This window comes from Streptomyces sp. Tu 3180, assembly GCF_009852415.1.
Taxonomy (GTDB): domain Bacteria; phylum Actinomycetota; class Actinomycetes; order Streptomycetales; family Streptomycetaceae; genus Streptomyces.
Genome location: NZ_WOXS01000002.1, coordinates 6,991,526 through 7,011,629, shown reverse-complemented (window position 1 = coordinate 7,011,629; position 20,104 = coordinate 6,991,526). Strand labels below are relative to the sequence as shown.

Sequence of the window (20,104 nt, the reverse complement as noted above, 5' to 3'; positions counted from 1 at the left end):
GCACCCGTCCCCCCTCCCCGCACGTCCCCTTCGTGATCACCGTACGGAAAGGCTTTCCCCTCATGTCCGACCTGCTGCGCGCCCCCGCCGAGATCAAGTACGCCGAGGAGCTCGACTGGCTGGAGTCGATCGACGACAACCCCAAGCCGTTCTCGTGGCGCCTGTCGCCGAAGATGGTCCGCCTGTTCATCTGCGGCTCCGAGCGCTCCGACGGCCTGGACCGGGAGGTCTCGCAGAAGTGGTTCGGCGACCGCAGCTTCGTGGAGCGCTCGATCGTCACGCTCGCCTCCGACCGCGGTCTGCTGCTCATCGGTGACCCCGGCACGGGCAAGAGCTGGCTGGCCGAGCTGCTGTCCGCCGCGATCTGCCGCAACTCCACGCTGGTGGTGCAGGGCACGGCCGGCACCACCGAGGACCACATCAAGTACTCCTGGAACGTGTCCATGGTCATCGCCAAGGGCCAGTCGCGGGAGTCGATGATCCCCTCGCCGATCATGACCGCGATGGAGGCCGGCTCCATCGGCCGCTTCGAGGAGCTGACCCGCTCCACGAGCGACGTCCAGGACGCGTTGATCTCCATCCTCTCCGAGAAGTACATCTCCGTCCCCGAGCTGGAGAGCGACAACATCGTCTTCGCCAAGCCCGGCTTCTCGGTCATCGCCACGGCCAACAGCCGCGACCGGGGCGTCAACGACCTGTCCTCCGCGCTCAAGCGCCGCTTCAACTTCGTCCGCATCCCGGTGGTGACGAACAAGAGGAGCGAGGCGGAGATCGTCCGCTTCCGCACCGAGGAACTGCTGCGCCGGCACTCGATCGACCTGGACGTGCCGCCGACGCTGCTGGACGTGCTGCTGCAGAGCTTCGCGGACCTGCGCGCGTCCGCCGCGGCGGCCGGCAGCGACGACGAGAAGCTGGAGTCCGCGCTGTCGACGGCCGAGCAGATCGGCGTGCTGGAGGACGCCGTCCTGCACAGCAACTTCTTCGGCGAGCGCACCCTCACCGCCCGCACCCTCGCCTCCTCGCTCGTCGGCTCCCTCACCCGCCGCGAGCCCGAGGACCTGGCCATCCTCAACAAGTACCTGCACGGCGTCGTCGAGCCGCGCAGCAAGGAGGAGGGCGGCTCCTGGCCCGAGTTCCTCGAGGGCGGCCGTGACGCGATCGCCACCCTGTCGTGAGCGTCATGGACGAGACGAACGGGACGGACACGACGAGCGCGTCCGCGCAGAGCACGTTCGCCGCGCTGCGCGGGCAACTGCAGGAGGCCGCGGCCACGTTCGCGGGCGGGCCCGACGCCCTGGAGGGCATCCTCCTCGGCATGGTCGACGACGTCGACCGGGCGGTGCGCGAGCCGCTGGAGATCTTCCCCGTCTGCCACCACTCCCCCGCCTCGGCGCTCGCCATGGCCCGCCGGCTGCGCGAGAAGCAGCCCAAGGTCGTCTACCTGGAGCTGTGCGAGGACATGGCGCCGCTCCTGACCGAGCTGCGCAACTGCCGGCTGCCGGTGGCGGTGCAGGCGTTCGCCGGGAACGTCGACGGCTTCCCGGCCGAGTGGGCGCCGCTGTCGGTCGTCGCGCCGATCACCGAGGCGTCCGCCGAGTACCAGGCCATCGCGTACGCGCTCGACACCCCGGGCGTCGAACTGGTCCTGGTCGACCGGTCGTCGGACCACGTCTTCCAGTGGGACGCCCGGGGCGGGCGGACGGCGGAGGGCGCCGGCGGCGGCCCCGGCACGCCTCCGGCCGAAGCGCCCGAGGCGGAGGCCGCGCTGCACGGTGAGGCCGTCGGCGTCGAGATCGGCGACCTGCGGCCGCGCTTCGCCGAGCTGGAGGAGCACCTGCTGCGCCACGGCAGGGTGCGGCACTGGTCGGAGTGGTGGCACCAGTACGTCGAGGTGCCGCTCGGCGACAGCGACCACGCCACCTACCGCCAGGTCATGTTCCTGATCGGCAGCCTGTTCCGGCGGCTCGCCCCCGGCGACGGCGCCCGGCTCCGGGTGGACGAGGACCGCGAGCGGTACATGTGGACCCGGATGCGCGAGCACCTGGCGGCGACCGGCACGGACCCGGAGGACTGCCTGTACGTCTGCGGCGCGTTCCACGCCGCCAGCCGCGTCGAGGAGTTCGGGGTGCACGGCGGCACCGGCACCTTCACGATCTCCCCGCGCACCGCCACCAACTGGCAGTACGGGCTGATCCCGTCCAGCCACGCGGCGATCGAGGCGCAGTTCGGCCTCGCCTCGGGCTCGGTGTCGATCGCCTCGACCGAGTGGGCGAAGTCGCTCAGGCGCACGGGTGTGCAGCCGTACCGGCTGGAGGGACAGGCGGGAGCGAAGAAGTCCACGGCGAAGGGGCCCCGGGGCCGGCAGGTGGCGGTCCCCGCGCAGGAGCCGCCGGCCGCCGACCGGCTCTCCGGCTTCCTGCGCCGGCCGCCCGTCCTCGACGGCCTGGACGAGGCCGAACTGCTCGGCTGGTCGGTGGACATCGTGCGCGCCGCCCGGCGCAACGGCTACCTGGCCTCCACCGCCGACGCCATCGCGGTCTTCGAGACGTCGATCCTGCTCGCGGGGATGCGGGACCGGGCCAAGCCGACGCCGTACGACTTCCAGGACGCTGCGGTCACCTGCATCGAGAAGGACAGGGTGCCCGGGCGGCGGGACGTGGGGCGCCTCGTCGAGATCATGATGGGCGGGGACCGGATCGGCCAGGTGGGCTACGAGGCGCTGCCGCCGCTCGCCCGCGACGTGTACGACCGGCTCGCACCGCTGGGGCTGAAGCTCCAGCAGCGCGGCGTGCAGCGTGCCCTGCTGGACATGGCCTCCCGGCCGGAACTGCGGGCGTGCTCCGACGTCCTGTGGATGCTGCGGCGTCTGATGCCGCACGGCGTGGCACGGCCGATCATGGGTGAGCGGCGGCTCGGCGAGCGGTCGATCCAGGAGTCGTGGGACCTGGCGATCGGCACCCACCAGCGGGCCCTGATCGAGCTGGGCTACGAGGGCGTCAGCCTCGAGCAGGTCCTGGAGCAGCGGCTGCGGCGTGAGGCGTACGGTCCGCAGGCGACCGCGGCGACCGTGCTGGCGGCGGTCGAGGACGCGACCCTCTACCTGGGCAGCCGCCGCCTCGCCGACGAGCTCGGCACGCACGCGCTGAAGGTGCTCGCCGCCGAGCGCAGTGTCGACGGCGCGCCGGAGGTGCTGCGCCGGGTGCGGAGGCTGCTGGCGTACTACCGCACCAGCGAGCCGGTGCTGCCGCAGTGGATCGAGTCCTTCGCCAAGACCGGTTACGCCCACTACTGCACCCTGCTGCCGACGGCGTTCCGGGACGAGGACGCCACGGTGGGGCAGGTCGCGGCGATGCTCGGCTTCCTGTTCTCCATGGAGAGCCTCGCGCTGTCGCTGGGCTGCGACCGGACCCAGCTGGAGCTCGCGGTCGCCCAGTCGCACCCCGAGGACCCGCCGAAGACGGCGCTGCTGTGGGCGGCGCAGGTGCAGCTCGGCACCCTGTCCCGGACCGAGCTGCGGGCCCGGTGCGGCGCACTGCTGGACAACCCGCTGGTGGTGCCCGCCTATCCGCACTACCTCAGCGGCTTCGTGCACGCGCTGGAGCCGGTGCCGGGGCTGGCGGACGTGGTGGTGGAGGCGGTGTCGAACGCGTTCGGCCGGCTGCCGGACGCGGTGCTGCTGCCGTGGCTCCCGCTCCTGATCACCACCCTGCGCTCCGGCGCGGCGGACCTCGCCCCGCTGCTGATCCGCGAGGCCGCACGCATCTTCCCGGGCCGGCTGGAGGCCCTGGACGCGTGGGTGCCGCCGTGGCGGGCACCGCGGCAGGATCCGTTCACCGCCCGCCGGGCGAAGCCCGCCGCCCCCGCTCGCCGGGGCGCCGCGGTCCTCGCGGCCCATCCGGCGGCGTGCGACGCGGTGGCGGGGCTGCTGGGCTGCACCGGGGGATGGACACGGTCCGAGTCCGACGCCCCGGCCCGGTCGGGCGTGGGGCTGCTGGCCGCGCACCCCGCGACGTGCGACGCGGTCGCGGACGTGCTGGGCTGCGAAGAGGAGTGGACGACGGCCGGTCCCTCCCCGTCGGGCGCCGCGCTCACGACGCGCCATCCGGCGACGTCGGAGGCCCTGAAGTCACTGCTCGCGCGCGCATGACGGCGTCGGCCGGGGCCCGGATCCCCGGGTCCCGGCCTCGCCTCCTCGTCCGCTGCTCGCAGGTCACGGCGGTTGTTCCCGGTTCGCCGGACGGCCCCTCAGCCGTAGCAGGCCGGCAGGGGCTCCAGACCCTCCGGCAGCCCGTACCTGAGGACCGCCGTGTACGCCTCCGCGATGTCGCAGCCCTGCTCGGACCACGGAAAGGCGAACAGGCTCCAGCACGCGAAGACGGCAACGAGCGTCCGGCTCGTCTTCTTTGACGTGTGCAGATTGTTCCGTCACGCGCAGCGGAACATGCCGTGCCGCTGATCACGGACCAGATCCACGCCCACGACCCGCTGCGGACGTTCAGCCTCGGCGGCCGTCCTTCCACCCCCGCTCGGCGTCGCCCTCCACCACGCGATCCCACCGACGAGATCCGCACCCGGCCCGCACACCCGGAACCGGGTACCCCGGATCATGCGGGCCGGCGGCGGCACAGGGAAATCAGCCCTCGACGCACCGGGGAGATCACCCGTGCGGAAGGAGGGACGGCGAACCGGGGACCGTCCTGCTGCTCGGCGTCACGTACGCGCACGACTCCGGGAGCGTGCGCGGCCCCCGCGCAGTCGTCGCCCCCGGACCCGCCGTGGCCGCTCTTGAACCGGTCCAGCTCGCCGGCGGTGCCCACAGCGCTCCTCGCGTCCTCTGCGACAACTCCACCGAGTCCGCCGGGGACAGGGCCCGCGAGCGCATCACGGCACAGCGCGTCCGCATCACCCTCACAGCTTCCCGGCCGGAGGCCGGCTGCCCGGTCCTCTGCCCGTCCGAGTACCGAGCCATTGGCGCCCCGGGGTCTCCAGAAGCCGCACGGGGCCGTCCGTGCCCGCCTGGTGCGGCTGCCGCAGCGGCCCGGTCTGCAGCTCCACGTTCCACGGCTCCGCGCGGGCGAGGAGGGCGACGCCGGGGAGCAGCCGGAACCGGACAGCGGGGAAAGCGCCATGACGCCGATCATCCGAGGTCACGCGAGAGGGCGGACATGGTGGGTGTCTTGCAGCAACCCGGCTCCTGGGCAGTCGAGTTCCCGGCCGGACGCGCGTGCGTCCGGGCGCACCGTGCGGGCTCGTCCTCCACACCGCCCCCGTGGCCCCGTCGGTACGGCTGCGGCCGGTGGACCACGGCCGGCGCCCTGCTCGCCGTGTGCGGTCCGGACCAGGCCGTCGCGGCCGCCGTCCAGGGCTGCGGCCGTGGCCGGGCCCCTCGCCGACGTCCGGGACGCCCTCCCTGAGACCTGACCCTCCATCCGGGATCATCCGGTCGACAGGGGGCACAAGTCATGCCGGACCCGGAGGCACTCCCGCCGGACCGTGAAGGACACGGCGGGAAAAGCGGAACCCGACGCGGCAGGTAATCACATCCGCGGCGTTTGAAAGCGGCCCGACGGTAAACACGGTGAACTAACAGAAACTTTATACGACGAGGTAGGAGACCTGTTATGGGCATCATCGCTTGGATCCTCATCGGCCTGCTCGCGGGCTTCATCGCCAAGGCCCTGATGCCGGGCAAGGACCCCGGCGGCGTCATCATCACCATGCTCATCGGCATCGCGGGCGGCCTCCTCGGCGGCTGGCTCGGCAAGGTGATCTTCGGCGTCGACTCCATCGACGGCTTCTTCGACCTGTCCACCTGGATCGCCGCCATCGTCGGCTCCGTCATCCTCCTCATGCTCTACCGCCTGATCACCGGCAACCGCCACACCCACCGCCACGCCTGATCCGGCACCCGCACCGCACGGAGCGGCTCCTCGTCCCCCGCGACGAGGAGCCGCTCCTCTTTTCTGGCCCCGGAGTCCGGCCGGCCGGCGGAGGCCGCGGCGGGCGTGTCCGTCATGCCGCCCCCGGTGCCCATGACGGCGGGGGAGGCGACCGGGCGCCAGTACGGGGCGTCGGAGCCGGCCTGGACGGCGAAGGCGAGGAAGCCCGCGACGGCGACCAGGACGCCGGGCACGACGACCGCGCGCGGCGCCACGCGGTCCGGGATCCGGCCGGAGGTCCGCGTCACCGTCGGGGCGGAGGAATTGATGAGCCGTCAGCAGGCCGGCCCGTGTGGCGGACGGACCGGAACGGGCGGGAGGACACGGCCGCCCGCAACACGGGAACGCACCCCCGTCACGGGTCAACACCCGTCCGGACCGGTTCCGCTGTCCAGTCCGTGGAACCGGCGTCTCGACCGTCACCTGCGATGTGTATAGTCCCGCCCCATGGAATCCGGCGTCGAGCTCGTCAAGCGCGCGCACATCGACCTGCTCAGGGTCGCCGCAGCGCTCTGTAGCTGATCCCGCACGCCCCTCAGGGCCTTTCCTCCCTCGTTCTCCCGGTTTCGCGCACTCCCGGCACGCCCGGTGTGGTTCAACGTTGCATCCGCACCGCGGCCGTCGACCACCCGTGACCGCCGGAGCCTCCCCCGCTCCGCCCCCTCCGCTCCGAATCCCGTAATCCGGGAACCCTCTTGGAGACCTCATGACCGTGCGCCTGCACTGGTTCCTGCCCACCACCGGCGACGACCGCGACGTGGTCGGCGTGACCGCCCGCGACTCCCTCCAGTCCCGCGCCACCACCCGCCCGCCCACCCTCGACTACCTCACCCAGGTCGCCCGCGCCGCCGAGTCCGCCGGGTTCGAGGCGGTGCTGACCCCGACCGGCAGCGACTGCGAGGACTCCTGGCTGACCACGGCCGCGCTGATCCCGCAGACCGGCCGGCTGAAGTTCCTGGTCGCCTTCCGCCCCGGCGTCATCGCGCCCCCGCTCGCCGCCCAGATGACCGCCACCTATCAACGGCTGTCCGGTGGGCGCCTGTTGCTCAACGTCGTCACCGGATCGGACGCCGACGAGCAGCGCTCCTACGGTGACTTCCTCGCCCACGACGAGCGCTACGCCCGCACCGGCGAGTTCCTCCACCTGCTGCACACCGCCTGGAGCGGGGAGGCGTACGACTTCGAGGGTGACCACTACAAGGTCGCGGGCGGACGCCTGCGCAGGCCGCCGCTGGCCCGGCCCCCGGTCTTCTTCGGCGGCTCCTCCGAGGCCGCCCTGCCGGTCGCCGCCCGGTACGCCGACACCTACCTCACCTGGGGCGAGCCCCCGGCCGCCGTCGCGCGGAAGATCGCCCGAGTGCGCGATCTCGCCGCCGCGGAAGGCCGCGAACTGTCCTACGGCATCCGGCTGCACGTCATCAGCCGGGACACCGCGGCCGGGGCGTGGGCGGAGGCCGACCGCATCCTGGACGCCCTCGACCCGGCCGCGATCCGGGCCGCCCACGAGCGCTTCAGTCGCTCGGAGTCGGCGGGGCAGCGGGCGATGGCCGCGCTGAGCGGCGGACGCACCGACCGCCTGGAGATCCATCCCAACCTGTGGGCCGGCTTCGGCCTGGTCCGCCCCGGCGCGGGCACCGCGCTCGTCGGCAGCCACGAGCAGGTCGCCGAGCGGATCGAGGAGTACGCCGCCCTCGGCATCGAGCACTTCGTCCTCTCCGGGCAGCCGCACCTGGAGGAGGCCATCAGGTTCGGCGAGTGCGTCCGGCCCCTGCTGACCCGCGAACCCGCCCTCGTCTGACGCACGTCGGCACCCCCTCCCCGAGACAAGGACTCCCCCATGACCAGTTCCCTCGACAGAAGGTCCGCCCTCCGCCTGTTCGGCGCCGCGGGCCTCGGCCTGGGCCTCGCCGCCTGCGCCGGACCCGGCGGCGGCTCCGCCTCCACCGCGGGCAGCGCCTCCCCCTCCGGCCTCGCCACCTCCGGGGCCGTGAGGGGCACCGTCTCCTTCGCGCACTGGCGGGCCGAGGACAAGGCCGTGCTCGCCGACCTGATCAAGGCGTTCGTGAAGGAGCACCCCGGCGCGGGCGTCGAACAGGACATCGCCCCGTCCGCCGACTACCAGTCCACCGCCCTGCGGCGCATCCGGGGCTCGAGGACCGGTGACGTGTTCACCGCCTTCCGGGGCGCGCAGTTCGAGCAGATCGTCAAGGCGGGGGTGTACGCGCCGCTGACCGGCACCGGCGTCGTCGACAGGTACCAGCGGAACCTCATAGGCCCCGGAGCCCAGGACGGCACCCAGTACGGCCTGCCCTACCAGCTCGTCTTCAACATGCCGCTCGCCAACACCGACGCCCTCGACAAGGCCGGTCACACCCGCGCGCCCGGGGACTGGGACGGCTTCCTCCAGCTCCTGGACGACCTGAAGGCCAAGGGCTACACCCCGCTCGCCTGGCCGGGCGGTGACGCGGCCAACTCGGGCCAGCTGCTCAACGTGATGGTGATGAACAACGCGCCGGGCGACGACGCCTTCAGCCGGATCGAGTCCGGTGACGCCAAGGTCACCGACGACTGGTTCCTCACCACGCTGGAGCAGTACGCCGCCCTGCGGCCCTACGTCCAGGAGCGCGCCACCGGTTCCTCCACCGACGCCGTCACCCGGCTGTTCGCCGAGGGCAGGGCGGGCCTGCTGGCCACCGGCTCCTTCCAGATGGCGGGCGTGCGCGCGCTCGGCGCGAAGTTCCCCTTCGACCTGGTCGCCCCCATCACCACCACCGCCGCGGCGGCGAGGTACGAGGGCGTCTTCAACACCACCTTCGTCCTCGGCGTCAACAGCGCCTCGAAGGTGCAGCCCGCCGCCTACGCCTTCCTGGAGTTCCTCAGCGACCCGGAGAACGCCGGCGCCTACGCCGACGGCACCGGGCAGCACGTCACCGTCGAGGGCGTGGAGTACGCCAACGCCGACCTCAAGGCCCTCGCCCCCTGGCTGACCAGGAGGACGCTGCTCGCCCCGCGCTTCCAGTTCCTCGACCTCGACATCCGCACGGCCGTGGAGAACGCGACCGTGGCGGTCGTCGGGGGGAAGAAGCCCGAGCAGGCGGCCGAGGAGGCCCAGCGTGTCATCGACCAGAAGCGGTCGTAGGCGGCGCACGGCGCGGGCGCTGTGGCTCTTCCCGGTGCCCGCCCTCGCCCTCCACCTGTTCCTCTTCGCCTACCCGGTCGTCCAGGCGGTGCAGTACGCGCTGACCGACTGGGACGGCTACAGCGCCGCCTACGACAACGTCGGCCTGCGCAACTTCGCCGAACTCGCCACCGACGACGACACGTTCGCGAACGCCGCCGGGAACAACCTGAAGCTGACCCTCACCGTCGTCCTCGCCCAGACCGCCCTGGCCCTGCTGCTGGCTCTCTGGCTGGTCCGCACCACGCGGGCGTCGACGCTGCTGCGGGCCGTCTTCTTCCTGCCGACGGTCCTGTCGTCGGTCTCGGTCGCCTTCGTGTGGCGGTTCGTCTACGACCCCGACGGCGGCCTGCTCAACTCCGCGCTGCGCGCGGTCGGGCTGGACTCCCTGCAGTCGGTCTACCTGGGCGACCCGGACACGGCCGTCTTCTGGCTGGCGCTGACCCAGGTGTGGTTCCACGCCGGGCAGATGATGGTGGTCTTCATCGCCGGGCTCCAGGCGATACCGAAGGAGCTGTACGAGGCGGCCGAACTGGACGGCGCCGGTCGCCTCACCCGGTTCCGGTACGTGACGTGGCCGCTCGTCGCCCCGGCCACCGGCATCGTCGTCGCGTACACCACCGTGCAGTCGTTCAAGGCGTTCGACCTCGTCCTCGGTCTGGCGGGCAATCCGCCGGGTCCCGCCCTCGACATCCTGTCCACCCGCGTCTACACGACGTTCTCCAACAACCAGTTCGGCTACGCCGCCGCCCAGTCGCTGGTGTTCATGGTGCTCATCGCGCTGCTCACCTGGGTGCAGCGGCGGGCGATCGGAAGGGCCACCCGATGACCAGGACCGCCAGGACCCTCCGCCCGGTCGCGCTGCTGGCGGGCGCCGCCGTCGTCCTGCCGCTGCTGGTGGTGGTGTTCGGCGCCTTCAAGACGCTGCCGCAGCTGTTCGACGCGCCGCTGGCCCCGCCGTCGTCGCCGACCCTGGACAACTACCGGCGGGCGGTGCAGGAGGGCGGCCTCGGTTCCGCGTTCGCCAACAGCGCCGTCGTCACGGCGGGCGCGGTGACGCTGACCCTGGTGGTGGCGAGCCTGGCCGCGTTCTTCTGCGCCCGTGTGCCCGGTCGGGCGGGCTGGGCCGTCTTCGGCGTCCTGGTCGCCGGGCTCGCGGTCCCCGCGCAGGCGGCGATCGTCCCGCAGTACGTCCTCTTCGACCGCCTCGGGCTGACCGACAGCCTGCTCGGCCTGGTCCTCGTCGACACGGTGACGACCCTGCCGACGGCCGTGTTCGTCCTGGGCGGTTTCCTGCGCACCGTCCCGGAGGAGCTGTACGAGGCGGCCGAGCTGGACGGCGCCTCGCCGTTGCGGGCGTTCCGCTCGATCGCCCTGCCGCTGATCCGCCCCGCCCTCGCCACCACCGGCATCTTCCTGTTCGTGATGGACTGGAACGACCTGCTCCACCCCCTGCTGTTCATCCGCTCCCAGGAGCACCGCACCCTGCCGCTGGCGCTGCTCGACTTCCAGGGGGAGTTCCTCACCCAGTACCCCCTGCTGTTCGCCGGCGTCGTCATCGCCTCGGCCCCCGTGGTCGTCGTCTACGTCCTGCTGCAGCGCCACTTCGTGGCGGGCCTGACGACGGGGGCGGTACGGGGATAGGGGGCGGAGGGCCGGCCGCCCCGGGGGCGCGTACCGCGGCCGGGCGGTGTCAGCCGCTCTCCCGCACCACCAGCCGGTGCCCCGCGCGCAGCACCCGCGGCCGGGGCTCGCGGGCACCGTCGACGCCCTCCAGCAGGGCGGTGACCGCGAGCCGGGCCAGCTCCTGCTTGTCCGGGGCCACGGTGGTCAGCGGCGGCGCCGTGTAGCGGGCCGCCTCGATGTCGTCGAAGCCGACGACCGCGAGGTCGCCGGGCACCGAAAGACCGCGCCCGCGTACCGCGTGCAGCACTCCCTCCGCCAGCGTGTCGGCGAAGCAGAACACCGCGTCGGGCGGCTCGGACCGGTCGAGCAGCGCGTGCGCGGCGGCGGCGCCGTCGGCCCGGTGGTAGGCGGCGACGGGCGGGGCGAGCGTCTCGTCGTAGGCGAGGCCCGCCGCCGCGAGGGCCTGGCGGTGCCCGGTCAGCCGGGTGGCCGAGGTGGCGGCGTGCGGTGCGGTCTGCCGCCCGACCACCGCGATCCGGCGCCGCCCCCGGGCCAGCAGGTGGGCGGTCGCCTCCCGGGCCGCACCGGTGTTGTCGACGGTTATGTGGGGGCAGGGCAGGTCGTGGACGCGTTCGCCGAGCAGCACCAGCGGCGTGGGGTCCGGGGCGCGGGCGGCGGCCCGGTCGTCGAGCGCGAGCGGACTGAGGATGACCCCGTCGACGAGCGGGTCCGTGCGGCCCAGCGCGATCTCCAGCTCCGCCTCCGGACGGCCGCCGGTCACCTCCACGAGCAGCGTGCAGCCGTGGGCCGCCGCCTCCCGCAGCAGGTGCCCGGTCAGTTCCGCCCAGTACGGCATGGTCAGTTCGGGCACGGCCAGCAGCAGCACCCCGCTGCGGCCGGTGCGCAGCCGCCGGGCGGCCGTGTTGGGCCGGTAGCCCAGTTCCTCCACCGCGCGCAGCACCCGCTCCCGCGTCGCCTCCGAGAAGCGGCCGGTGCCCCGGACCACGTTGGAGACGGTCCGCATGGACACCCCGGCCCGCTCCGCCACCTCCCTGAGCCCTGTCACCGCGCGCATCGCGTCAGGTTAGAGCCGGGGAGGGCGGGCGGGAACCCGGGGGTGGGCCGGCGGGGGGGCACTGTCACGAGCCGTTCACGCGCCGGGCGCGGTCCACGGGTGCCGCGCCGCCGGAGCGGTCTCGCCCCTCATGACGACCGAGTGTCGACTTCCATTGGCTTGTGATCGTTTCATTTCGTTCTTGTGGCAGAACGGTCCGAAGCGGCGGGGGGTGAGGCAGGGTGAGCGCGGGTGATCCCCCCATCCCCTCGCACCTTCCCTCCCCCCGGAGTCGACCTCCGCCCGCACGAAGGAGCACCGACCGTGCACTCCACGCACCGCCGAAGAACCGGGGCGACCGTCGCGGCCGCCCTGCTGGCGGGCCTGCTCGCCTCACCCGCCGCCGACACCGCCACCGCGGCCGCGACCCCCCGCCGGGTGGTGGAGGACCTCGACCGGGGCCTGGTCGCCGTCCCCTCCGGCGGAGGAACCTTCCTCAGCTGGCGCCTGCTCGGCACCGAGTACGCGCGCAGGGGCGACCGCATCGCCTTCAACGTGTACAAGAACGGGCGCCGGCTGAACCACACGCCGATCACCCGCTCGACGACCTACCGGGACGACACCCGGGGCGAGGGCGCCTACACCGTCCGGGCCGTCGTCGACGGCCGGGAGCGCCGGGCGAGCCGCGCCGCGTTCGAACTCCCCGTCGGCCACGCCGAGATCCCGCTCGCCGCCGCCGACGGCTACACCGTCCGGCACGCCTGGCCGGGCGACCTCGACGGTGACGGGCGGTACGAACTCGTCGTCAGCCGGCTGTCCGCCGACCGCTCCGGCACCGACCTGCTGGAGGCGTACGCGCTCACCGGCGAACGACTGTGGCGCGTCGACCTCGGGCCGGGCTCGCTCGCCCAGGTGCCCGGCAACGGCGCCAACGATCCGGCCCCCGCCGCCATCAGCGGCTCGACGGCCGTCGGCGGTTACCGCAACGACGACAACGTCACCGTGTACGACCTCGACGGCGACGGCCGCGCCGAGGTGCTGCTGCACACCGCCGACGGCACCACCTTCGCCGACGGCTCCCGGGTCCACGCCGCTTCGCCCGCCGACCAGTTCGTCTCCGTCGTCGACGGGGCGACCGGCGCCGAACGCACCCGGCAGCCGGTGCCCGACGACTTCACCGCCGACGGCCCCTCCGGCGGCCACTTCGGCATCGCGTACCTCGACGGCGAACGCCCCAGCCTGGTCACCAAGCTGGTCACCCGTGTCGGCGCCCGGCGCGGCACGTTCCGCACGCTGTTCCAGACCTGGGACTTCGACGGCACCGACCTCACCCGCCGCTGGAAGTACGTGGTGCCCACCGACCGCGGCGCGAGCAGCTTCCACCAGATCCGCACCGTCGACCTCGACGGGGACGGCCGGGACGAGATCGCCGACGGCAACTACGTCGTCGACGACGACGGCAGCCTCCGCTACGTCGTCGACGGCGCCGGACACGGCGACCGCTTCGACATCGCCGACCTCGACCCCGCCCGGCCCGGCCTGGAGGGCTTCGCCGTCCAGCAGTCCGAACTGGGCGTCGTGTCGAACTTCCCCTGGTACTACTACGACGCCGCCACCGGCGAGCGCCTCACGACCGGCGCGCACCCGGCGGACCCGGCGAGCGAAACCGACCTGGACGTCGGCCGCGGCAACGCCGCCGACATCGACCCGGGGCACCCCGGCTACGAGTACTGGACCTCCACCGCCGACGTCACCCGGCCCGGCGCGGGCGTCTTCAACGTCCGCGACGGCAGGATCGCCACGACCGCCCCCAGCGTCAACTTTCGCATCTGGTGGGACGGCGACAAGGCCGCCGAGCTCCTCGACTTCACGCACGTCGAGAAGTGGACTCCCGCGACCGGGACCAGCGCCACGCTCTTCGACCCACCCGGTGTCGTCTCCGGCGCCCGCAACGCGACCCCGTTCCACGGCGACCTGATCGGCGACTGGCGCGAGGAAATCCTCGCCGAGACGGCCGATCACACGGCCCTGCGGCTGTACACCACCACCGAGCCGACCTCGACCCGCCTCTACACCCTCGCGCACAACCCGGCCCACCGCCTCGGCTGGACCGTGCGCGGCTACCTCCAGTCCACCTACACCGACTACTACCTCGGCACGGAGACCCGCCGCGTCCCGAGGCCCGCTGTCACCACACCCCGAGGAGCCGTGTCCCGTGACCACCACCCGTAGAGCCTTCGCCGCCCTCGCGGCGGGAGCCGCCCTGACCGCCGTCGCCCCGGCCGGCGCACAGGCGTCCCCCGCCCGCCGCGGCCGCGGACGTCTCCTCGCCCGCGACGACTTCCGCCACGGACTGCGCCGGTGGGCCGTCGAACTCCAGGACGGCGGCACCGTCACCGCCTCCCGCGGCATCCTGGAGATCGACGTGCCGAGCGGTGCGACCGTCTGGTTCAGGCAGCGCCTGGAGGGGCCGTACGTCCTGGAGTACACCGCCACGCCGGTCGCCGAGGGCGGTGCCAACGACCGCGTCTCGGACCTCAACAACTTCTGGAACGCCACCGACGTCCGCTCCCCGCACGACCTCTTCGCCACCCGCCGCGGCGGCGCCCTGGCCGAGTACGACCACCTGCGGACGTACTACGTCGGCTACGGCGCCAACACCAACACCACGACCCGGCTGCGCCGTTACGTCGGCGAGGCGGGCGTGCGCCCGCTGATCCACGACTACACCGAGCCGCTGCTCGTCCCCAACGAGCCGCACCACGTCCGGATCGTCTCCGACGGCTCCACCGTCCGATGGTGGAACAACGGCCGTCTCGTCTTCGACCACCGGGACCCGGAGCCGTACACGGCCGGGCACTTCGCCTTCCGGACCACCTGGAGCCGCTTCCGGATCAGCGACTTCCGGGTGTGGCGCGCGCAGTCCCCCGGGCGCTGACCGGGAGGAGGCCGCCGGCACGGGCCGGGTGGGACCTGCCGCCCGGTGAGGCCGGCCCCACCGGGCGGCAGGTCCGCTACCCCTTCTGCTCCACCCGCACCCAGTCCACCTCCGCCCGCACTCCCCCGGCCGCGATCCGGTCCACGCTGGACTGCGGCAGACCCCAGTAGGGGGCCGTGACCTTGTTCCAGCCGGCCGGGTAGGCGCCGCCCAGCGCCAGGTTGAGGATCACGTACTGGCGGTGGTCGTAGACCCACTGGCCGCGCGTCGACTCCAGCTTGTTGCGGGTGGTCTCCTGGACCAGGCGGTCGTCGACGTGGAAGCGCATGCCCGTCGGGGTCCACTCGACCGCGTACGTGTGCCACTGGTCGGCGCGGCCGCCGTTCGGGTAGGTCTGGCGGGCGCCGATGTTGCCGTCGGCCGAGTAGCCGGGGCCGTGCAGGGCGGTGCTGGTCCAGTCCGCGTAGCCGACGTTCTCCATGATGTCGGTCTCGCCGGAGGACGGCCACCCGACCGACGGGTCGTCCACGTCGCTGCCGAGCAGCCAGAACGCGGGCCAGAAGCCGTCGCCCACCGGGAGCCTCATGCGTGCGCTGACCCGGCCGTACGTGAAGTCGAACCTGGTGTGGGTGTCGATGCGGCCGGAGGTGAAGTCGTACGTGCCGCCGCCTGCCCGGGTGCAGCCCTTGCAGTGCTTGGCCTCCAGGACCAGGTTGCCGTTCTCCTGGCGGATGTTGTCGGTGGAGTCCACGTAGGCCTGGGACTCGCCGTTGACCGGGCCCATCTCCGTGCCGGTGCGGACCACGCGCCACTTGGAGCGGTCGAGGGACGGGGTCGTGAAGTCGTCGAAGAACGTGGTGCGGTAGGTGCCCGGCTGGTCGCCCGGCAGTGCCGGGTAGGCCGCCGCCGCGCTGCCGCCGGTGCCCCAGACCTGGAACTCGTAGAGCGAGTAGCCGAACTGGGCGGTGGACGGGGCCGGGTTGTGGAAGGAGCGGCGTTCCTTGCCGAGCATGCGGACGTAGCGGCCGGTGACGGGCTGGGGCAGGCGGATCGAGTCGTGCAGGCCGACGGCCTCCCCGGGGGACTTGACGTCGGCGCGGCGGGCGGCGACCTCGGAGGCCGAGGGGCGGTACACCGTGCGCCAGGTGCGGTTGTCGTCCGACACCTGGAGTTCGTAGTCGACCGCGTACGCCGCCTCCCAGTAGAGGTCGACCGTGTCGACCGTCGAGCGGGCGCCGAGGTCGACCGAGATCCAGCGGTCGGCGTTCCAGTCGCTGGACCAGCGGGTCCGGTCGGCCTTGAGGTCGGCCGGCCGGCCGCCGTCGGTGACGAACGCCGGTGAGTTGCCCGCGTGCTGGTGGTAGTTCGCGTAGGCGGGGTGGTTCAGGGCCAGGTTGGTGCGGGTCGTGGAGGCCGGGGCCGGTTCGCCGCCGTAGACCTTGAAGGAGTAGAGGGAGTAGCCCCAGGGTGTGGCGCGTTCCACGCCGCGCATGCGGACGTAGCGGGCCGTGACCTCCTGGGGGTACGTGTGTGCCGTGACCGATCCCCCGGTGCCCGCGGTCTCCGTGTAGAACGGGGTCCAGTCCGTGCCGTTCCTCGAGGCCTCGAGGACGTAGCGCTTGCCGTAGGCCGCCTCCCAGTCGAGGACGACCCGGTCGACGCGGATGGTGGAGCCGAGGTCCACGCGGATCCAGGCGTCGTCCGCGAAGTCGCTGGACCAGCGGGTGGCGCCGTTGCCGTCGAAGGCGCGGGCGGGTGCCGTGTCCGCGTTCTCGCTGCCGGAGGCGGCGACGCCGGCGGGGTCGGCGGCGTACGCGGCCGCCGCGCGGTCGGTGTCCCAGGCGGCCGCCACCGCGGCCGTCCTTGGAGCCGGTGCGGCGAAGGCCGGGCCCGCGGACAGTACCGCGGCCGTGGTGAGGGCGGTCAGGAGGATGCGGGGGGTACGGGATGGCATACGGCTCTCCTCGGGGAGGTGGGGGCGCCGATCCCCGTCATGGATGATGAATGTCGCGCTCATGACATACAGGTGGGGGTGGCCCCGGTGGGCGCGGGTCGTCCTCCCGCGCCCACCGGGGACGGCGGGGGTCAGGCCGCGCGGCGGATCCGCTCCCCGTGCCCGCGGATGATGTCCGCGTACCGGTGACCGGTCCCCTTGATGGTGCGGACCTGGGTGGCGTAGTCGACGTGGACGAGGCCGAAGCGCTTGTCGTAGCCGTACGCCCACTCGAAGTTGTCCAGCAGCGACCAGGCGAAGTAGCCGGCCAGCGGGGCGCCCCTGCGGGCGGCGGAGGCGCAGGCGGCCAGGTGCCGCTCCAGGTAGTCCTGGCGCTCGGGGTCGTCGATCGTGCCGTCGGGGCGGACCACGTCCGGGAAGGCGGAGCCGTTCTCGGTGACGTAGAGCTCGCGCGCGCCGTACTCGTTCGTCAGGCGCAGCAGCAGGGTCTCGATGCCGCTCGCGTCGATCTCCCAGTCCATGCCGGTGCGCGGCACGCCCTCGCGGCGGACGAACGCGGCGAACGGCGCGGGTCCGTCCGGGTCTGCGGCGACGACCTGCGGGAAGTAGTAGTTCAGGCCCAGCCAGTCGAGCGGGGCGGCGATGGTCGACAGGTCGCCCGGCTTCTCCGGGAGTTCGACGCCGTAGACCTCGCGCATGTCGGCCGGGAAGCCGCGGCCGTGGACGGGGTCCAGCCACCAGCGGTTGGTGTGGCCGTCCATGCGGACGGCGGCCGCCCGGTCCTCGGGGCTGTCGCTCGCGGCGTGGATCGTGGAGAGGTTGTTGACGATGCCCACCCGGGCGTCCGGGGCCGCCGCACGGATGGCGCGCGCCGCGAGGCCGTGGCCCAGCAGCAGGTGGTAGGACGCCCGGACGGCTGCCGTCAGGTCCGTCCAGCCCGGGGCCATCTTGCCTTCCAGGTGGCCGATCCAGGCCGAGCACAGGGGTTCGTTGAGCGTGGCCCAGTGGTGCACGCGGTCACCCAGGCGCTCCGCGACCACCGAGGCGTACGCCGCGAAGTGCTCGGCGGTGTCGCGTTCCGGCCAGCCGCCGCGGTCCTGGAGAACCTGGGGCAGGTCCCAGTGGTAGAGGGTGACCGACGGGGTGATGCCGGCCTGGAGCAGGCCGTCGGTCAGCCGGTCGTAGAAGTCCAGGCCCTTCGCGTTCACCGGGCCGTCGCCGCCCGGCACGACGCGCGGCCAGGCGATGGACAGGCGGTAGGCGTTCGTGCCCAGGCGGCGCATCAGGTCGATGTCCTCGCGCCAGCGGTGGTAGTGGTCGCAGGCGACGTCGCCGTGGTCCCCGTTGTCGGTCTTGCCGGGGGTGTGCGAGAAGGTGTCCCAGATCGACGGCGAACGGCCGTCCTCCGCCACGGCTCCCTCGATCTGGTACGCCGAGGTGGCCGTGCCCCACAGGAAGTCGTCGGGGAGGGCGGCGTAGTCGATGGTCACGGAAGTCCCTTCGGGTTCGGGGGAACCGGTCACTTGACGGCTCCTGCCGTCAGGCCGGCGACGAGGTAGCGCTGCAGGAGCAGGAAACCGGCGACCACGGGGACGCTCACCACGAGCGAGGCGGCCATGATCTGGTTCCAGTACACGTCGTTGAGGGTGGAGTAGCCCTGGAGGCCCACGGCCAGGGTGCGGGTGGTGTCGTTGGTCATCACCGAGGCGAACAGGACCTCGCCCCAGGCGGTCATGAAGGCGTAGACGGCCACCGCCACGATGCCGGGGACCGCGGCCGGCACCACGACCCGGAACAGCGCGCCGAGCGGGCCGCAGCCGTCCACCATCGCCGCTTCGTCCAGGTCCCGCGGGACCGAGTCGAAGTAGCCGATCAGCATCCAGATGGAGAACGGGAGCGAGAAGGTCAGGTACGTCAGGATCAGGCCGCCGCGCGAGCCGAACAGGGCGATGCCCGTGGCGTTGCCGATGTTGACGTAGATCAGGAAGAGGGGGAGCAGGAAGAGGATGCCGGGGAACATCTGCGTGGAGAGCACGGTCACCGTGAAGACGCGCTTGCCGCGGAAGGTGTAGCGGCTGACGGCGTAGGCCGAGAAGACCGCGATCACCACCGAGCAGACGGTCGCCGCGCCCGCCACGATCAGCGAGTTCACGAAGTAGCGCCCCAGCGGGACCGTGGACCAGATGTCGATGTACGGGCGGACCGTCAGCTCGGTCGGCAGCCAGCGGAACTTGCCCGTGACGTCCGCGAGCGGCTTCAGCGAGCTGGAGACCATGACGTAGACCGGGACCAGCACGAAACCGGTGAGCAGGGTCAGGAAGATCCGCCGGGACCACAGGAACGAGCGGGGCGGGGCCATCGGGGAGGCCGCCGGCTTCCTCGCCGCGGGGGCCGTTGTCGTCGGGGAGCTAGGCATGCGGGGCCCTCCGTCCGCGCGAGGTGAGCACGAGGTACGCGCCCGTCACGACGAGCAGGAAGAGCAGCAGCAGGACCGACATCGCGGAACCGGTGCCGAAGTTCCAGGTGACGAAGGACGCCTGGTAGATGTGGACCGAGATGAGGTCCGCGGCCTCGGGGGCGGTCTTGCCGAAGAGGACGTACGGGGTGTTGAAGTCGTTGAACGTCCACAGGAACAGGACGAGGACCAGCACCTGGTTGACGGGGCGGAGCGAGGGCAGGGTGATGCGGCGGATCTGCTGGAGCATTCCGGCGCCGTCGAGGGCGGCGGCCTCGTACAGCTCGCGGGGGATGTTCTGCAGGCCGGCCATCACGATGAGGAAGGCGAACGGCCAGCCCTTCCACACCGACACCGTCAGCAGGGCGACGAAGCTGTTGTCGCCGATCAGCCAGAAGGACGGCTTGTCGGTGAGGCCGAGCTGGTCGTGCAGGACGTGGTTCACCAGGCCGTTGTCGTGCTGGAACATGAACACCCAGGTGATGACGGCCGTGTAGACCGGCAGGGCGTACGGGACCAGGAACAGGGCGCGCAGCAGGCCGCGGCCGCGGAAGGTGTCCTGCAGGCAGATCGCGGCGGCCGTGCCGATGAGCCAGCACAGGCCGACCGACAGCAGGGTGAAGGCGATCGTGACGAGGAAGGAGTGGAGCAGGGCCTCGCCGACGGGGGCGTCGAAGTCCACCGACACCTTGTAGTTGTCCAGGGCGGCCCAGGGGGCGGTGCCCCAGTCGCGGATGTAGAACTGGGTGAGCTCCTTGAAGCTCATCACGATGCCGATCACCATCGGCACCAGGTGGACCAGGAGTTCGAGGAGCAGGGCGGGCAGGAGGAGCAGGTAGGGCAGTCCGATGCGGCGGATCCGCCCGGGGCGGCGGCGGGGGCCGCGCGCCGCACCGGGGGAGCTCTTCCGCACGGCGGCCTCTGCTGCGGGTGCGGTGGCGGTCATGGCGGTGTCGGGAC

General features: G+C 72.6%; 15 protein-coding genes. 9 read left to right on the top strand and 6 right to left on the bottom strand.

Annotated features, from left to right (window positions below; all coding sequences use genetic code 11):
* Positions 1-62: 62 nt before the first annotated feature.
* The 3 genes from GL259_RS32085 to GL259_RS32070 all read left to right on the top strand — a co-directional run bounded on the left by GL259_RS32085 (position 63) and on the right by GL259_RS32070 (position 5,900).
* A complete protein-coding gene (locus GL259_RS32085; RefSeq protein ID WP_159536768.1) occupies positions 63-1,175 on the top strand; it encodes an AAA family ATPase in 1,113 nt (370 codons plus the stop codon).
* 5 nt (positions 1,176-1,180) lie between these two features.
* The gene (locus GL259_RS32080; RefSeq protein WP_159536767.1) at positions 1,181-4,147 is read left to right on the top strand and encodes a DUF5682 family protein; all 2,967 of its coding nucleotides are present in this window, start codon (positions 1,181-1,183) and stop codon (positions 4,145-4,147) included.
* A gap of 1,474 nt (positions 4,148-5,621) precedes the next feature.
* Positions 5,622-5,900, top strand: coding sequence for a GlsB/YeaQ/YmgE family stress response membrane protein (locus GL259_RS32070; protein ID WP_159536765.1), 279 nt, complete (start codon positions 5,622-5,624; stop codon positions 5,898-5,900).
* Here GL259_RS32070 and GL259_RS32065 read toward each other — a convergent pair.
* Positions 5,855-6,187 carry a hypothetical protein gene (locus tag GL259_RS32065; RefSeq protein WP_159536764.1) on the bottom strand — a complete coding sequence of 111 codons (333 nt, stop codon included), beginning with the start codon at positions 6,185-6,187 and terminating at the stop codon, positions 5,855-5,857. The genes GL259_RS32070 and GL259_RS32065 overlap by 46 nt on opposite strands.
* Before the next feature lie 458 nt (positions 6,188-6,645).
* On the opposite strand from GL259_RS32065, the gene GL259_RS32060 reads away from it, so the two are divergent.
* From GL259_RS32060 to GL259_RS32045, 4 genes are read left to right on the top strand one after another with little or no spacing between them, the layout of a single operon-like run.
* Positions 6,646-7,737, top strand: a complete 1,092-nt coding sequence (locus GL259_RS32060; RefSeq protein WP_159536763.1) for an LLM class flavin-dependent oxidoreductase — start codon at positions 6,646-6,648, stop codon at positions 7,735-7,737.
* A 39-nt stretch (positions 7,738-7,776) separates the two neighbouring features.
* Entirely contained in the window at positions 7,777-9,078 is a 1,302-nt protein-coding gene (locus GL259_RS32055; RefSeq protein WP_159536762.1) for an extracellular solute-binding protein, read from the top strand.
* A complete protein-coding gene (locus GL259_RS32050; protein WP_243762437.1) occupies positions 9,053-9,946 on the top strand; it encodes a sugar ABC transporter permease in 894 nt (297 codons plus the stop codon). The genes GL259_RS32055 and GL259_RS32050 overlap by 26 nt, the downstream gene beginning before the upstream one ends.
* Entirely contained in the window at positions 9,943-10,761 is an 819-nt protein-coding gene (locus GL259_RS32045) for a carbohydrate ABC transporter permease (protein WP_159536761.1), read from the top strand. The genes GL259_RS32050 and GL259_RS32045 overlap by 4 nt, the downstream gene beginning before the upstream one ends.
* Before the next feature lie 49 nt (positions 10,762-10,810).
* On the opposite strand, the gene GL259_RS32040 is transcribed toward GL259_RS32045, so the two are convergent.
* Positions 10,811-11,818, bottom strand: coding sequence for a LacI family DNA-binding transcriptional regulator (locus GL259_RS32040; protein ID WP_159536760.1), 1,008 nt, complete (start codon positions 11,816-11,818; stop codon positions 10,811-10,813).
* 303 nt (positions 11,819-12,121) lie between these two features.
* On the opposite strand from GL259_RS32040, the gene GL259_RS32035 reads away from it, so the two are divergent.
* Together GL259_RS32035 and GL259_RS32030 are read left to right on the top strand one after the other, a co-directional pair.
* Positions 12,122-14,029 (top strand): hypothetical protein, encoded by a 1,908-nt coding sequence (locus tag GL259_RS32035; RefSeq protein WP_159536759.1) that lies wholly within the window; start codon positions 12,122-12,124, stop codon positions 14,027-14,029.
* The gene (locus GL259_RS32030) at positions 14,013-14,735 is read left to right on the top strand and encodes a DUF6250 domain-containing protein (RefSeq protein WP_159536758.1); all 723 of its coding nucleotides are present in this window, start codon (positions 14,013-14,015) and stop codon (positions 14,733-14,735) included. The genes GL259_RS32035 and GL259_RS32030 overlap by 17 nt, the downstream gene beginning before the upstream one ends.
* Positions 14,736-14,811: 76 nt before the next feature.
* Here GL259_RS32030 and GL259_RS32025 read toward each other — a convergent pair whose 3' ends face one another.
* The 4 genes from GL259_RS32025 to GL259_RS32010 form a co-directional block, all read right to left on the bottom strand.
* Positions 14,812-16,689 (bottom strand): discoidin domain-containing protein, encoded by a 1,878-nt coding sequence (locus GL259_RS32025; protein WP_159536757.1) that lies wholly within the window; start codon positions 16,687-16,689, stop codon positions 14,812-14,814.
* 131 nt (positions 16,690-16,820) lie between these two features.
* Positions 16,821-18,179, bottom strand: coding sequence for a GH1 family beta-glucosidase (locus GL259_RS32020; protein WP_208026543.1), 1,359 nt, complete (start codon positions 18,177-18,179; stop codon positions 16,821-16,823).
* A 29-nt stretch (positions 18,180-18,208) separates the two neighbouring features.
* On the bottom strand, positions 18,209-19,048 hold the full coding sequence (locus GL259_RS32015) for a carbohydrate ABC transporter permease (RefSeq protein WP_159539155.1): 840 nt from the start codon (positions 19,046-19,048) through the stop codon (positions 18,209-18,211).
* 49 nt (positions 19,049-19,097) lie between these two features.
* A complete protein-coding gene (locus tag GL259_RS32010) occupies positions 19,098-20,090 on the bottom strand; it encodes a sugar ABC transporter permease (RefSeq protein ID WP_159539156.1) in 993 nt (330 codons plus the stop codon).
* Between the last annotated feature and the right edge of the window lie 14 nt (positions 20,091-20,104).